The following is a 14,818-nucleotide window of genomic DNA, read 5'->3' as shown; positions in this document are numbered from 1 at the left end:
CGGGCAAAAACAGTACGTTCAGGGCTCGTACCTGGGGGATAGCTGGTAACCGGCTACTCGTCGATGTCGACCATCACGGGGCCGTCGTCGTCGCTCTCGTCGTCCGTCGTCTCCGTGTCGTCCTCAGCGTCTGCCTCCTCGACGGCTGCCGCGGCGGCTGCCTTGTCGTCGGCGCGGTCGGCGAGGATGTAGCCGAACAGGCCACCGACGAGCATCCCGAGGCCGGAGGCGCGGGTGGAGTCGACGTACCAGTCGCGGGGTTCGAGCTCGCCGGTGTTCTCGTAGCTCATGCCGAGCAGGAGGCGCGAGCCGAGCTTGGCCATGCGCTTCGGGAAGAGGAGGCTGAGCAGACCCTGTGCGGCAGTCGCGGCGGCGATAGCCTTCCGTAGTTTCGGGGAGCCGAGCATACCAGTAGTTGTACCTCCAGCGAGAAAAACCCCGACCAAAGCTGGTGGGGGAACTCAGTCCACGTCGAACTCGTCGGCGTCGTCGACCCAGGCGGAGCCGCCGTCGCCGCCGGCCGTCTTGAACACGCCGCGGGCGGTGGCGACACGGGTCCCGGTCACGTCGGTCACCTCGCAGTCGACGGTGGCGATGTCGCCGCCATTGCGGACGACCTCGGCCTCGGCGACGAGGTCCTCCGTCGCCGGCGCGAGGTGGTCGATGCGGATGTCGATGGTGGGTGTCGGCGTGAAGTTCAGCGAGATGACGGCCGCGCCGGCGACGTGGTCGGCGAAGGAGTGGACGACGCCACCGTGGGCGACGATCTTCCCGGGGACCGAGGAGTGTTCCTCGACGAGCTCGAGGCGACCCCTGGCGAAGCCGTCCTCGGCCGCCTCCATCTCGATGCCGAGGTGCTTCGCGTACGGCATCGCGTCGAAGATCGCGTTGACGGTCATGCAATCCGGTTACACGGCGGCGACCATACCGTTTTGCCAACGTCGAGAAACGTGTCTTCAGTGTGTCGGAGTCGTGCGGTCACGACGCACGACTTTGTGGTGTGCTAACAGTTATCGTGTTCGGGCACCAACGTAGTGGCGAGGTACACAATGGCTGCTGCACCGAACCCAGATCGGGGACACGACACGGTCGGAGTCGACGCCGTCGACTTCGGCCCGTACGTCGCCATCGACGTCGGCGACGGCGAGGTCCTGCTGTTCGACGAAGGCCGCTCCACGGCGTGGATCCAGTCCACCGTGGCCGTCTCAGTCGAGGAGGCAGTGTGATGTCGAAACGGACCCGCTCGCTTCCCACACGATGCTCGGCACCGTCCGCGCCGTGCGGCGGGACCCGGCAGTAGCGCCCGCTCGACTTCTCCCGACGAATATCCCACTGCCTACGTATCGGAATAATTTTACTATCGTGTGGGCTACCTCCGTCTGGTATCCCGCTTCAGCTATGACTCACTTCCTCGACGCGTCGGCTCACCTCGATTCCTCGGCGCCGCTCGGCCACAGACTGGTCGCCTGCTACGCCATCGCCGTGTCGGCCTCGCCGCTGTACCAGGTGCTGGTCCGCGTCGGTGGCGGTGGTCTGGACACGCTCAACGCCATCTTCATCGCCGGCTGGGTGCCGCTGTTCCTCGCCATCGCCTGGGGCGTCCTGCACCGCCATCCGTGGGGGCTGCCCGGGGCCCTGTGGATCGCCACGCACGGCGTCCGCGACGTCGTCGCCGGGCTCGTCCGACGCCCGGGCGACCCACTCGCCGTCGTTGCGGGAGAACCGGCGGTCGACATCGTCATCTTCGCGGGCTCGCTTGCGGTGCTCGGCTACGTCCTCTCCCGGTTCGCCGTCGGCGTGTACGACTGACCCGACCCGGCCGACAATCACAACCCCTACGGTGTCTGCCCGAGCACCCTGAGCCATGCAACTGGGCGTACTCGGCCTCGGGCGGATGGGCCGCATCGTGGTCGACCGAACACTCGCCGCGGGACACGACGTGGTCGCCTTCGACCTCGACGACGAGGCGGTCGCCGCGGCGGCCGACGCGGGCGCGACGCCCGTCGACTCCGTCGCCGACCTCGCCGCGGAACTCGGCGACGAGAAGCGCATCTGGCTGATGGTCCCGGCGGGTGAACCGGTCGACGCCGCGCTCGCCGACCTCGAACCGCGACTCGACGACGACGACATCGTGGTCGACGGCGGCAACTCCCACTTCGAGGACTCCGTCCGTCGTGCCGAGGAGACCGACGCCGCGTACCTCGACTGCGGCACCTCCGGCGGGCCCGCCGGCGCGGAGCTCGGCTTCTCGCTGATGGTCGGCGGCCCCCAGTGGGCCTACGAGGAGCTGACGCCGGTGTTCGACGCCGTCGCGACCGGGCCCGAGGGCCACGACCGCATGGGGCCCGCCGGCTCCGGCCACTACGTGAAGATGGTCCACAACGGCGTCGAGTACGCCCTCATGCAGACCTACGGCGAGGGCTTCGAGCTGCTCGCGAACGGCCGGTACGACCTCGACCTGGAGTCCGTCGCGCGCACCTGGAACAACGGCGCTGTCATCCGGTCGTGGCTGCTGGAACTCTGCGAGGAGGCGTTCCGCGAGGAGGGCACCGACGCGGACGAGCTCGGCGACGTGGCGGACCACGTCGCCGGCGGCTCCACGGGCACCTGGACGGTGCAGGAGGCACTCGAACAGGAGGTGCCCGTCCCGCTCATCTACCAGTCGCTCGCCGAGCGGTTCGGCTCCCGCGCCCCCGAGTCGGGGCGGTTCTCGCGTCGGCTCGCGAACCGGCTCCGGTACGGGTTCGGGCGGCACGAGGTCGCGCGGGAGGAGTGAGGCCGAACGTACGGCGGCCGCAGGCCGCCGTTTCGCCGCGGCGAACGGAGTGAGCCGCGGCCTTTTTCATCCATGTTTTTGCCGCGAGCGGTTCGAGCGCAGCGAGAACCCGAGCGGGAAACAGATGGTCGTGAAATAGATGGTGGAGGTACACTTTTCTGGCACCGCCGCGCGCCGTGTAGTATGACAGCAACTCCCGTGACTGGTGGTCGACGGTGACCGCGGCGGAGGACCTCGTTTCGACGCTCGAAGCCAGCGGCGTCTCGACGGTCTTCGGCTTCCCGTGCGAACAGATGGAGCCGTACTACGCGGCGCTCGCCGACGCCGACATCAGGCACGTCCACCCGCGGAGCGAGGCCAGCGCGGCGATGATGGCCGACGGCTACGCCCGCGTGACGGGCACGCTGGGCGTCTGCGACGGCGTCGGCGGCCCGGGCGCGGCGTACACCGGCGTCGGGCTGACCGAGGCCGACGGCGCGTCGAGCCCGGTGCTCGCGCTGACCGGCGACAACGACCGGGCGTTCCGGGGCCGGGAGGCCATCCAGGACGCCGACAACGAGGCCATCCTCGGGCCACACGTCGCGGCGAGCTACGACCCCGAGTCGCCCGAGCGGGTCGTGGAGGCGGTTCGTGCCGCCGCACGCGAGGCGGTCGCTGGCGTCCCCGGCCCGACGCACGTGAACCTGCCCGAGGACGTGCTCGCCGAGGACACGGAGTCGGGGCCGGGCGACTCCGTCGGAATCAGGTTCGACGACGGCGGGCCCGCGCCATCGCCCGAGGACGTGACGGCCATGGTCGACGTGCTGGCCGGCGCCGACCGCCCCGTCATCGTCGCGGGCGAGGGAGCGCTCCGGGCCGGCGCGGCGGGAGCTGTGGGCGACCTCGCCGACGCGACGAACACGCCCGTCGTCACGTCGATGAACGGGAAGGGGATCGTCGCCGAGGACGAGCCCTACGCCGCCGGCGTGGTCGGCCGCTGGGGCTTCTGCGAGGTGGCGAACGACCTCGTCGAGCGTGCCGACGCGGTCTTCGGGCTGGGCTGTCGCTTCGGCGAGCTCTCGACGGTCGGCTGGTCGCTCGTGCCCGAGGACGCGACCATAGCCCACGTCGACCTCGACCCGCACTGGCTCGGGCGGAACTACGACGCCGACGTGGCGGTGCAGGCCGACATCCGAGCGACGGTGGCGGCCCTGCGCGACGCCGTCGAGCCCGACGAGTTCGCGGCCCGGGCAGCGCGCATCGAGCAGGTCGCGGCCGACCGGGAGAGCTGGCGCGGGGAGTACGCCGGCCGGCTGGAGAGCGACGGGACGCCCATCGACCCCGCCCGCATCGTCAGCGAGCTACAGAACGCCATGCCAGCGGACGGACTGCTCGTCTCGGCGACGTCGTTCCCCGGCTTCTTCACCGGTGCGTTCTACGAGGTGCGCGAGCCCGGGGTCGGCTACATCCAGGCGAGAGGGAGCGATGGCATCAACTGCGCGCTCCCGCAGGCAATCGGCGCGCAGGCCGCCGACCCCGACCGCCCCGTCGTCGCGGTGTCCGGTGACGGTGGCATCGGCTACCACATCGCCGACCTGGAGACCGCGGTCCGGGACGACCTGCCGGTCGTCGTGGTCGTCTGGAACAACCAGTCGCTCGGCTCCTCGAAGGCCAGCCAGCTCATGAACTACGGCGTCGACGTCTCGACCGACTTCGCACCGGAGACGGATTACGCCGCCGTCGCCCGTGGCTTCGGCTGTGCTGGGTCGGTCGTCACCGACCCCGCGGACCTCGCTGGCGAGCTGGCCGACGCATTCGACCGGGACCGACCGACGCTGCTCGACGTGCAGGTCGACCCAGGGGCGGTGCCGCCGGTCATCGCGGACTAGGGGTCATCCGGACCGCATCCCGGTTCGCCGCGAGACCGATGTCGGACCCTGTCGACCGACACCCACGTCTGCCCACTGGTGAACGGACGGTGGGCAGCCGTCCCGCGCTTACCAGTCGTATAATGAAGTGCGAGTCGCCGAGGTGACCCAGCATGGCAGACGACAGACGGTCGGCGAACAGACGGACGGTCCTCAGAACAGCTGGCGCCACCCTCGGCACGGTCGCCCTCGGCGGTGCCGCGTACACGGTCGGCGGGCGGGGAACGGGTGACGGCTCCGACTCGCGCTCCCGGGAGCAGTCCGCCACACCCTGGACGGAGATGTACCCGGGGGACCACGCCACTGGTATCGTCGGGACCGACGACGGCGGGCTCGTCGCCGTCGGTGCCACGGACGCCGTGGACCACGACGCCTGGCTGTTCAGGGTGTCCGCCGCGACCGGCGACACCGAGTGGAACCGGACGTTCGAGGCCGAGGACGCCGCCGGCGCGTGGCCGTACACCGACGCCGAGGCGCTCGTCCGGACCGACGACGGCGGCTTCGCGGTCGCCGCGACCAAGCGATACGAGGACGGCGACAACCAGCCGCTGCTCGTGACGACGGATGCCGAGGGGAAGAACGCCGAGACGACCGGCTACGAGACCGACGACGCCGACCGCGGCCAGGGAATCCTGCAGACCGAGGACGGCGGCTACCTCCTGCTCGGGTCCGAGGTGGCCATCCGGACCGCCCCGTCCGGTCAGGAACGCTGGCGGACGCGGCTCTCCGACCGGACGGACCATCACGTCGTCCTCCGGGCGGTGGTGCCGGCGCACGACGACGGCTACGTGGTCGCCGGCACGCTCCATCGCCCCACGGAGTGCGACGAGGGCAACGTCTTCGTGGTGAAACTCACCGACGACGGGAGCATCGGGTGGCGCAACGAGATCGACCTCTCGGCCGGGGACGAGGCGAACGACATCGTCCGCACGGAGTCCGGCTACGCGCTGGCCGGGCGGATCTGTACCGGCGGCACAGAGCAGTACAACGGGCTGTTGCTGCACCTCACCGAGCAGGGGGAGGGCGACTGGTACCGGAGCTACGGCGGCGGCGAGGACGACCAGCTCTACGCCCTCACCCGGACCGACGACGGCGGGTTCTTCCTCGGTGGCCGGGCCAACTCCCGAGAGAACGAGTACTGGCTGCTGAAGACGACCGCGACCGGGGAGCGCCAGTGGAGCCGCGCCCCGGTGGAGAACGGCGTCGCGTTCGGCGTCGCACAGACCCCCGCCGGGGAGTACGTCAGTGCGGGGCTGAAGAAGTCGTGGGACCTGGAGCCGGTCCTCGTCAACCTCGGGCAGCCGGACTGAGGCCACTTCTCGGGGTGGCTCACCCGAGCCCGCCCGGGGATTCGACTGCGATAGTCCGACGGAGCGGTCGGCCCTGGCGAGCGCCCGCCGGGTGTCGCCGGCCGGTGGCGGTGCTGGACCCGAAAACACTTGCCGGAACGGCGAGGCTCCCCGGACGATGCCGATCCGAAGACGCGCGTTCGTCGGTGCGCTCTCCCTCGCGACAGTCGGTCTCTCGGGCTGTCTCGGCGTGAACTCCGCTGGGACGACCGACCTCACCGTCTCGAACGAGACGTCTGACCCGGTGACGGTCGACGTTCGAGTGACACGACGGTCCAGCGACGCGGAGCTGGTCGACGAGACCATCACGCTCGATGGCGGCGGTTCCAGGGCGTACGAGGAGGTGGTGACCGGGGCCCACGCCGAGGTCCGACTCGCCGTCCACGACGGCCCCGAGGACACGTACGAGTGGTCCGATGGAGAGGACGATGCGGTGGGGGTCCACGCCGACATCGAGGCGGACTCGATCACGTTCTCGGCCTTCGTCCGGTAGTCCGGCGGAGGCGCTGGTCGTCGGAAGCGTCCGATAGAAGGAGACGGTGCGTCCTCGTTCAGGCGCGAGCGGGGGTGCCCCCGGAGGCGTGCTCGACGGTGGCCGAGCGGTCGTCGCGGTGGAGGGCGCGCGCGACCAGGTACAGTCCGACCGCGAGCGCCATGAACCAGAGCGCGACCCCGGGCTGCATGGCCAGCGAGAGGGTACACGCCGTACTCGCCGCGATGATGCCGAGCGTCAGGAGCCAGTGGAGCCAGTACTTCATACTCCGACGTTACCTTCAGAAGCAATAAATGTTCTCTCTGCTGGTAGCTGTGCTCCCGGTCCGTGTCCGTCTTCGTGGGGGCACGTGACGGATGGCCGTCAGCCGAGCGTCTCCGCGGGCTCGAACACGCCCGCCCCCGTCTCCGCGTACCGCGATTCCAGCACGTCCCGGAGCACGTCGCCGCCGACCATCCCCTCGATGTCGAACGGACCGATGGCGCCGCCGCTCCCGCGCTTGAGAATCTCGTTCAGCGTCTCGCGGTCGGCCACGCCGTCCCCCACCATCCGATGGGCCTCGTTCACCAGCGCGGCGACGATGGGCTGGACGTCGTGGGGCGACTCGACGTCGGGGAGCACCGCCTCGCCGTCCTGCCAGACGAAGAAGCCCTCGCCGTCCTTCGCGCCGGCGCGGCCGTCAGCGACCATGCTCTCCATGCGCTCGCGGACCGACTCTGGTGGGTCGAACCGGCCGCCGTACTCGACGGCGAGGTTGTCGACGGTGGCGAGGTGGATGTCGATACCGATGAGGTCGATGAACGCCAGCGGCCCGCGAGGGAAGCCCATGTTCTGCGCGCCGACCTCGATGGCGGCCGCGTCGGCGTCGAGCAACTCCCACGTGCCGGCGCACTTGATGGCCGCAGAGAGCCGGCTCAGGCCGTTGGCGCGGCGCTCGGTCCCGAGTCGGAACGGCGTCTTGCCCATGTCGCGGGCGACGGATCCGGCGAGCGCGAGGGCGTCCTCGCTGGCTGCCTCGCCGTTTATCTCGACCACGTCGCGGGGGATGGCGGGGTTGGCGAAGTGGAAGAGGACGACGCGTTCCGGATGCTCGGCCTCGTCGGCGACCGCGCTCGCGGTGAGCGAGGAGGTGTTCGTCCCGACGACGGCGTCGGGGGCGAGGACGCGTTCGAGCTCGGCGAGCAGTCCTCGTTTCGCCGCGAGCGACTCGCTGATGGCCTCGACGACGAACCCGCAGTCGGCGAGCGCATCGAGGTCGGTGGCGTAGCCGATGCGGTCGGTGAGGGCGTCTGCAACGTCGTCCGCCGCGAGTCCGGCGTCGGCGAGGGCACCGGCGGCGTCGCTCTCGAGGTACGCTTCCGCAGCCGCCAGCGCGTCGGGGTCCACGTCGACGAGGACGACCTCGTGGCCGCCGTTGGCCAGCAGGGCGGCGATGTCCCGGCCCATCACGCCCGCGCCGACGACGCCGGTCCGGCGGGTGCCGCCGTCGGGTCTGGCGTCGCCGACGGCCCGGTCGCACACGATGGCGTGGCCCGTGGTGTCGTTCGTCATGTCACTCCGCACGAGTCCGGGGGTTAAAACTCCCCGTCGAACCCCGACAGCAGCGCGGTGCCACGGTCGGCGAGGTAGCGTCGTCGGGCGAGCAGGTACGCGCCGCCGCCGACGAGGGTGAGGCCGGCCCAGGAGGCGAAGAGCAGGGGGCTCTGGCTCGCGAGCAGGACGAGCAGCACGGCGTTCGCACAGACGGCCCCGACGGCGAGCGCGACCGTGAGCCGCGGGGGGACCGGGATGGGGGTCGCGGCGTACCGGTCGGGGTGGCGGCGGACGAACCGCACCGCGGCGACCATCATCGGGACGATGAGGACGATGCCGCCGAAGCCGAGCAGCGAGCCGAGGTCGGCGACGGGCAGCGGGCTGACCAGCGACGCGAGCGAGAGCGCGAACACGAGCGTCAACCCCCAGTGCGGCGTCCCGAAGCGGTCGTTCGTCCGGGCGAGGGCGCTCGGGAAGAAACCGTCGTCGGCGAGCACGACCATGTACTTCGGGGCGATGATGAACACCGCGTTGATGCTGGTCGCGATGGCGAAGAGCGCGCCACCGACGACGAAGAACGCCGAGAGCGCGGGCGGGAGCGCGACCTCGGCGGGCACCGAGAGGGTCGCGCCGTCCATCGAGCCCGGTCCGGCCGCGCCGACGGTGCCGACTGCGACGAGGGCGGTGCCGACGTAGAGCACGAACACGAGCGGGATGCTCACCGCGAGCGACTGCGGGATGGTGACCGTCGCCGACTGCACGTCCTCGCCGAGGTCGACGATGAAGTTCGCGCCGAGACAGACGAAGTAGAGCACGCCAGCCCCCGTCAGCATCCCGCCGACGCCGGTCGAGAGGAACGGCTCGAAGTTCGCCGCGTCGACCGCCGGCGTGCCCACGACCACGAACACGACGAGGCTCGCGACGAGCGAGACGAACAGTAGCGCCTGCACCCCTGCCGCGACGTCGATGCCGGCGAGGTTGACGACGTAGAACGCGGTCAGGACGACGACGCCGACCGCGACCGGGTCCACGGCGACGAGCGAGTCGACGTAGCGCCCGAAGCTCAGCGCGTACACCGGCAGCCCGCCGCCGAACATGCTGATGGAGAGCCCCCACGCGGTGAGGAAGGCGACGACGGGCGACCAGAGCCGGCTGGGGTACCAGTAGTTCCCGCCGGTGACCGGCCGTGCAGCGGCCAGTGCGGCGGTCGGGACGAGGCTCATCGAGACGACGCTGAACGTGAACACGTACGACAGCGGGACGCCAGTGCCGGCGAGCGTGGTCGCCACGCCCGTCAGCGAGAACAGGCCGGCGCCGACGATGAGGCCGACCTCGATGGCGACGGCCTGGAAGAGCCCGACGGTGGTGTCCTCCTCGCCGCTCATCGTACCCCACCGGCCGCGTGCCGTGGCTGTGGCGGGAACCGTGGTGCCGACACCGTATGCATGTCCTTCTCTATCAGGGCACCGCCACAAATAGTCTCGGTGGACGCCACGACCGGGGCAGGGGACCGGCCACCGGTCCCACCGAGCGGGCCACAGCAGGCCGCAGGGGGCGGAAGCCGGTGGTGGGTGGTCGGTCATTTTATTAGCCCTTCGCTAACATGAGTGGGTATGGTAAAGAGCACGGTCCGGTTCTCGGAGTCGACCGTCGAGGAGATCGAGTCCCTCGTCGCGGAGGGTGTCTTCGAGAGCAAGTCCGAGTTCTACCGCTTCGCGTCGGAGTACATCCTGGACCAGCTCTCGGACAGCTACGATCCCTCTACCGTCGACTTCGACGACATCAAGGCGGACGTGTTCCCGGAGGACCAGATCATCGAGTCCGCCGAGGATCACGAGTCGGGGCTCCCGTTCTTCGAGTCGGTCGCGACCGTGCGGCGGTTCGTCGTCCGGGGGAATCCGGACGACGCGGAGGACTTCATCGACCACCACTACGCGACGAGTTCGCGCGACGCGCTCCTGCTGGAGGAACTGCTCGAACTGTACTGTCACCAGTACGGCGTCGACCGCGACGGTCGGGACTGAGAGCGTCCGACGACGCCACGCAGGGCGCGAGCAATCACAACTGAATTAAACCAGTACTCCCAACCGTCTCGCATATGGCTAACGAACTGGGAATCGCTGTCGGGCTCTCCTTGACGGCCATCGCCGTCACGCTCCATCTCGTGCGTGGCACGTCGTGGAAGCCCAACGAGGACATCTCGCAGGAGGTCCTCGAACATCGGGCCAGCACCGTCCCGGAGACCGACTTCCCCGAGCCGATGAACCGCTCCATCGGTGGCGGCGGCGCGGTCGGTGCGGTGGGCGCCGGCGACGCCGGTGCGGAGCTCGAAGGGGGCGCGGAGGAAGAGGAGACCACGAGCCCGGCCGACATCCCGGAGGACGAGATCGAGCACTTCGACATCGAGTACAAGAAGGAGGGCGAGACCATCTCGGTCGCCAACAACGAGACCCTGCTCGAGGCCGGCGAGGACGAGGGCTGGGACCTGCCCTACGCCTGCCGACAGGGGCAGTGTGTCTCCTGTGCGGGCCACATCGCCGACGGCGGTGACTCCCGCGACTACGTCGAGCACGACAACCAGGAGATGCTCGACGACCCCGAACTCGAGGACGGCTACGTCCTGACCTGCGTCGCCTACCCGCGGGCCGAGTTCACCATCGAGACCAACGAGACGCCGTAGGCGGTCGGCACGCGCTCTTCTCCGTTCGTTGCGATGGGAACCAGTCACGGCAGCACCGCGTAGGCGCTCCCTGACCGAGTAACGCGGGGCTTCCGTCCCGTATACGCTTCACTACAAAGGACGGCTTCGGCGTGTCTCCCAACGTCGATGCGTGAACCTCGCCGTCGGGTCGAACGGGCCGGAGAGGTGACTCTCGGCCGATGAACCGCCGGGCCGCGCTGCTCGTTCTCCTCGTCGTGCTCGCGACGCCGGCGTCGGCGGTCACACTGGCCGACCACTCAGCCACCGGGGCCGACGGTCGCTTCGAGCTGGTGGGCGTCGAGGGGGCCGTCACGGCCTCCGACGGCGGGCAGCTCACGGTCATCGTCGAGAACACCGGTGGGGCCGTCGAGGACGTGACGGCGGCGCTCTCTGCGGCCGAAGCCGACATCGACGACCACGAGGAACACCTCGCTGCGTGGGACGGCGGCACGGACCACGGGTTCTCGTTCGACGTGGCGAGCGTCGCGCCCGGAGCCGGCACGTCGCTCTCGCTGACGCTCACGTTGACGTACACCGCCGGGGGGACGGAGTACACGAAGACGCTCCAGCTGACCGTCGCGGTCGGCGGTGGGGGGTGCGGCGGTGACGGTGGGGATGGCGGTGGCGGCGGCGGTGACGGTGGGGATGGCGGTGGCGACGACGACGATGGCTGCGATGGCGGGGACGGTGGCACGGGCGTCGTCGACGCCGCCGAGGTGTTCGAGGTCACGGACATCGAGACGGACGTGCAGGTCGGCTCGACGGGGACGCTCGCGGTGACGATCGAGAACGTCGGCGACGAGGACCTCACCGACGCCGTCGTGCGGGCATCGTCGCGGAACCGCGAGTTCCTGTTCGGCCGCTCGCCGAACGCCAGCCGGTTCGTCGGCGACTGGGACGAGGGGGAGGAGCGCACCGTCGAGTTCTCGGTGACGCTGGGCAACGAGTCGGTCACCGAACCGTACCCGGTCAGCCTCGCCTTCGAGTACCGGAACGAGGACGGCGAGTCCCGGGTCGCCCGGGGGCTCCGGATCGGCGTCCAGCCGCGCAGCGAGCAGCGCTTCCGGGTCAGCGGCGTCGAGGGCGACCTGCGGGTCGGGGCTGACGGGACCGTGGCGGGCGAGGTGGAGAACCGCGGGCCCGACGACGCCGAGGAGGCGGTCATCCGCATCCGGAGCAGCGAGCCCGCGATACAACCGCGCCGCACGGAGTTCGTGCTCGGCGACCTCGACGACGGCGAGACCGAGGACTTCGAGTTCCCGGTCACCGTCGCGCCCGACGCCGAGCCCGGCGAGTACCAGCTGACGTTCGTCGTGGTGTACCGCGACGACGAGGGCGACCGGCTGGCGAGCCGGCGGCTCACGGGGACCGTCGAGGTCGACGACGAGGCGGCGGTGTTCGAAGTGACCGACGTGGAGACCAGCGTGCAGGTCGGCGAGCGCGGGACGGTGCAGGTCACCCTCGAGAACACCGGCGACGAGGACCTCACCGACGCCGTCGTCTCGGCGTCGTCGCTGAACCGCGACCTCCTGTTCGGCCGGAGCCTGAACGCGACGCGGTTCGTCGGCGACTGGGACGCGGGCGAGGAGCGCACCGTCGAGTTCGCTGTCCGGACGACGAACGACACCATCACCGAACCCTATCCGATCGATCTCGCGGTCCGCTACGAGGACGAATCTGGCAGGTCGAAGGTCGCCGACGACATCCGCATCGGCGTCCGCCCGCGGAGCGAGCAGCGGTTCCGGCTGGACGACACGGGCGGCACGCTGCGGGTCGGGGCTGACGGGACCGTCGAGGGCGAGGTGACCAACCGCGGGCCACAGACGGCCGAACGGGCCGTCGTCCGACTCGTGGACCCGCCGCCGGGCATCGACCCCCAGCAGGCGTCGTTCGTCCTCGGCGACCTCGGGCCGGGCGAGTCGGCCGCGTTCGAGCTGCCGGTCCGGGTCGCGCGCTCGGTGAAGCCGGGCGACCGCCAGCTCCGCTTCGTCGTCGAGTACCGCAACCGGGACGACGACCCGCGCCGGAGCGCACCGCTGCTCGGCACCTACGAGGTGCGCGAGTTCCGGGACGACTTCGAGCTGGTCGACGTGGACTCCGACCTGCAGGTCGGCGAGCAGGGGACGGTGACGCTCGAACTGCGCAACCGACAGGACCGCACCCTCGAGGACGCGACGGTGACGCTCCGGTCGGCCAGCGGCGAGGTCCTCGTCGGCCGGCTGCCGAACGGGAGTCGGTTCGTCGGCGACTGGGAGCCCGACGAGGTACGCGACGTCGAGTTCACGGTCACCTCGACGAACGCCACCGAGGAGCAGCCGTACCCGTTCGTGGCGACCGTCTCGTACGACGACGCGGACGGCGACCGCCGACGGAGCGACCCGTTCCGCTTCGGCGTCGAGCCCGACGAGGAGCAGGCGTTCGAACTGACCGACGCCGACGCCAACCTCCAGGTCGGCGACGACGGGACCGTCACCGCGACGGTGACGAACGAGGGGCCACGCGACGTCGAGAACGCCGTCGTCCGGCTGACCAGCGACGACCCGGGCGTCGTCCCGCAGGTGAGCCAGTACCCCGTCGGCGACCTCGACGAGGGCGAGTCCGCGACCATCGAGCTGCCGGTGCGGGTCGCCCGCGACGCGAAGGCGATCCCCCGACAGCTCTCGTTCGTCGTCTCCTACCAGACCGACGAGAACGAGCCACGGCGGAGCGACACGCTCGCCGAGCAGTTCGACGTGGACGAGCGCGTCCCGGCGTTCGAGGTCGTGGACGTGGATTCCGGGGTGCAGGTCGGCGAGGAGGGCACCCTCGAACTCACGCTGGCGAACGTCGACGCCGAGTCCGCCAGCGACGCCGTCGTCACCCTCGCGACCAGAAGCGGCGAGCTGCTGGTCGGGCGCGCGCCGAACGGCAGCCGGTTCGTCGGCGACTGGGCGCCGAACGAGGAGCGCACCGTCGCCTTCACCGTCACGTCGACGAACGCGACCGACGTCCAGGAGTACCCGCTCTCCGTCTCGGTGAACTACGAGGACGAGGACGGCGACGACCGTCGCTCGGAGGCCCGGACCTTCGGCGTCGAACCGCTCGACGAGCAGGGCTTCGCGCTGGCGAACGTGACGAGCACGCTCCGCGTCGGCGAGGACGGCAACGTGACCGGCCTCGTGCGCAACGTCGGCCCCGGCACCGCCTTCGAGGCCGCCGTGCAGGTGTCGACGCTGAGCGAGACCGTCGTGCTCGACGAGGCAGAGATCCCGCTCGGGACGCTGGAGGCGGGCGAGAACGCGACGTTCCGCATCCCGGCGTCGGTGGTCGCCGACGCCGAGAGCACGTCGCGCCGGCTCACGGTCCGGGTGGTGTACCAGACCGCCGACGACGAGCCGAGACGGAGCGACCCGCTCGTCGCGGCCGTCCCCGTCGCTGGACAGCGCGACGCGTTCCTCGTCAGGCCGGCCAACGCGACCGTTCCCACCGGCGGCACCCGGACGGTGACGCTGCTCGTGACGAACAACCGCGACCAGGTCGTCCGGAACGTGAACGCGAAGCTGTTCGCGAACGAGCCGCTGTCGGTGCCCGACGACCAGGCGTTCGTCGACCAGCTCGCCCCGAACGAGACGGTCGCGCTCCAGTTCCGGGTGTCCGCGGCGGGCGACGCGGTCGCGAAGGACTACCCGCTCTCCATCGACTTCCAGTACGAGAAGCCCGACGGCGAGACAGAGCTCTCCCGGAGTCTCACCGTGCCGGTCACGGTCGTGCAGCCGCCTGGCGACGGGTTCCCGTGGTGGGCCATAATGCTGGTCGTCCTGCTGGTGCTGTTCCTGGTCGGCCTGTTCCTCTGGGGCCGGCGCAAGAGGGACGAGGACCACGCGGCGGCGTCCGCCGAGGATGCGGGCGACGACGGGACGGAGATGGAGGGCGGGAGCGACGATGGGGCTGACGAGGGCGACGATGGGGCGGACGAGGGCGACGATGGGGCGGACGAGGGCGACGATGGGGCGGACGAGGGCGACGATGGGGCTGACGAGGGCAACGATGGGGCGGACGAGAGCGACGGGGGCGACTGAC

The 14,818-nt window shown here is 70.4% G+C and carries 14 protein-coding genes; 9 read left to right on the top strand and 5 right to left on the bottom strand.

All coding sequences use genetic code 11. The annotated features are described in order from the left end of the window. Positions 1 to 53: 53 nt before the first annotated feature. Together ACSG06_RS20845 and ACSG06_RS20840 are read right to left on the bottom strand one after the other, a co-directional pair. Positions 54 to 407: a DUF6199 family natural product biosynthesis protein gene (locus ACSG06_RS20845; RefSeq protein WP_440992214.1), complete on the bottom strand. Its 354-nt coding sequence runs from the start codon at positions 405 to 407 to the stop codon at positions 54 to 56. 54 nt (positions 408 to 461) lie between these two features. Next, entirely contained in the window at positions 462 to 899 is a 438-nt protein-coding gene (locus ACSG06_RS20840; RefSeq protein ID WP_440992213.1) for a PaaI family thioesterase, read from the bottom strand. Positions 900 to 1,049: 150 nt separating this feature from the next. Here ACSG06_RS20840 and ACSG06_RS20835 point away from each other — a divergent pair, with 150 nt between their 5' ends. From ACSG06_RS20835 to ACSG06_RS20810, 6 genes are all read left to right on the top strand, one after another. Next, a complete protein-coding gene (locus tag ACSG06_RS20835) occupies positions 1,050 to 1,226 on the top strand; it encodes a hypothetical protein (protein WP_440992212.1) in 177 nt (58 codons plus the stop codon). A gap of 172 nt (positions 1,227 to 1,398) precedes the next feature. Next, entirely contained in the window at positions 1,399 to 1,809 is a 411-nt protein-coding gene (locus ACSG06_RS20830; protein ID WP_440992211.1) for a hypothetical protein, read from the top strand. 55 nt (positions 1,810 to 1,864) lie between these two features. Next, entirely contained in the window at positions 1,865 to 2,776 is a 912-nt protein-coding gene (gene gnd, locus ACSG06_RS20825) for a phosphogluconate dehydrogenase (NAD(+)-dependent, decarboxylating) (RefSeq protein WP_440992210.1), read from the top strand. A 215-nt stretch (positions 2,777 to 2,991) separates the two neighbouring features. Next, positions 2,992 to 4,644 (top strand): thiamine pyrophosphate-binding protein, encoded by a 1,653-nt coding sequence (locus ACSG06_RS20820; protein WP_440992209.1) that lies wholly within the window; start codon positions 2,992 to 2,994, stop codon positions 4,642 to 4,644. A gap of 152 nt (positions 4,645 to 4,796) precedes the next feature. After that, entirely contained in the window at positions 4,797 to 5,993 is a 1,197-nt protein-coding gene (locus ACSG06_RS20815; RefSeq protein ID WP_440992208.1) for a hypothetical protein, read from the top strand. Positions 5,994 to 6,150: 157 nt separating this feature from the next. Beyond that, positions 6,151 to 6,525, top strand: coding sequence for a hypothetical protein (locus ACSG06_RS20810; protein WP_440992207.1), 375 nt, complete (start codon positions 6,151 to 6,153; stop codon positions 6,523 to 6,525). 58 nt (positions 6,526 to 6,583) lie between these two features. Here the strand turns inward: ACSG06_RS20810 and ACSG06_RS20805 are convergent, their stop codons facing one another. The 3 genes from ACSG06_RS20805 to ACSG06_RS20795 all read right to left on the bottom strand — a co-directional run bounded on the left by ACSG06_RS20805 (position 6,584) and on the right by ACSG06_RS20795 (position 9,443). After that, positions 6,584 to 6,790, bottom strand: coding sequence for a hypothetical protein (locus tag ACSG06_RS20805; protein WP_440992206.1), 207 nt, complete (start codon positions 6,788 to 6,790; stop codon positions 6,584 to 6,586). Between the two features lie 98 nt (positions 6,791 to 6,888). Next, on the bottom strand, positions 6,889 to 8,076 hold the full coding sequence (locus ACSG06_RS20800) for a 3-hydroxyacyl-CoA dehydrogenase (RefSeq protein WP_440992205.1): 1,188 nt from the start codon (positions 8,074 to 8,076) through the stop codon (positions 6,889 to 6,891). Between the two features lie 23 nt (positions 8,077 to 8,099). Then, the gene (locus ACSG06_RS20795; RefSeq protein WP_440992204.1) at positions 8,100 to 9,443 is read right to left on the bottom strand and encodes an APC family permease; all 1,344 of its coding nucleotides are present in this window, start codon (positions 9,441 to 9,443) and stop codon (positions 8,100 to 8,102) included. Positions 9,444 to 9,671: 228 nt separating this feature from the next. On the opposite strand from ACSG06_RS20795, the gene ACSG06_RS20790 reads away from it, so the two are divergent. The 3 genes from ACSG06_RS20790 to ACSG06_RS20780 all read left to right on the top strand — a co-directional run bounded on the left by ACSG06_RS20790 (position 9,672) and on the right by ACSG06_RS20780 (position 14,817). Beyond that, the gene (locus tag ACSG06_RS20790) at positions 9,672 to 10,082 is read left to right on the top strand and encodes a ribbon-helix-helix domain-containing protein (protein ID WP_440992203.1); all 411 of its coding nucleotides are present in this window, start codon (positions 9,672 to 9,674) and stop codon (positions 10,080 to 10,082) included. A gap of 74 nt (positions 10,083 to 10,156) precedes the next feature. Then, on the top strand, positions 10,157 to 10,738 hold the full coding sequence (locus tag ACSG06_RS20785; protein WP_440992202.1) for a 2Fe-2S iron-sulfur cluster-binding protein: 582 nt from the start codon (positions 10,157 to 10,159) through the stop codon (positions 10,736 to 10,738). A gap of 200 nt (positions 10,739 to 10,938) precedes the next feature. Continuing rightward, entirely contained in the window at positions 10,939 to 14,817 is a 3,879-nt protein-coding gene (locus ACSG06_RS20780) for a COG1361 S-layer family protein (RefSeq protein WP_440992201.1), read from the top strand. Position 14,818 lies beyond the last annotated feature (1 nt).

It is taken from the genome of Haloarchaeobius baliensis, from assembly GCF_052060055.1.
GTDB classification, from domain to species: domain Archaea; phylum Halobacteriota; class Halobacteria; order Halobacteriales; family Natrialbaceae; genus Haloarchaeobius; species Haloarchaeobius baliensis.
Note: the sequence above shows the minus strand (reverse complement) of the source record. Positions and strands in the feature narration are given on the sequence as shown.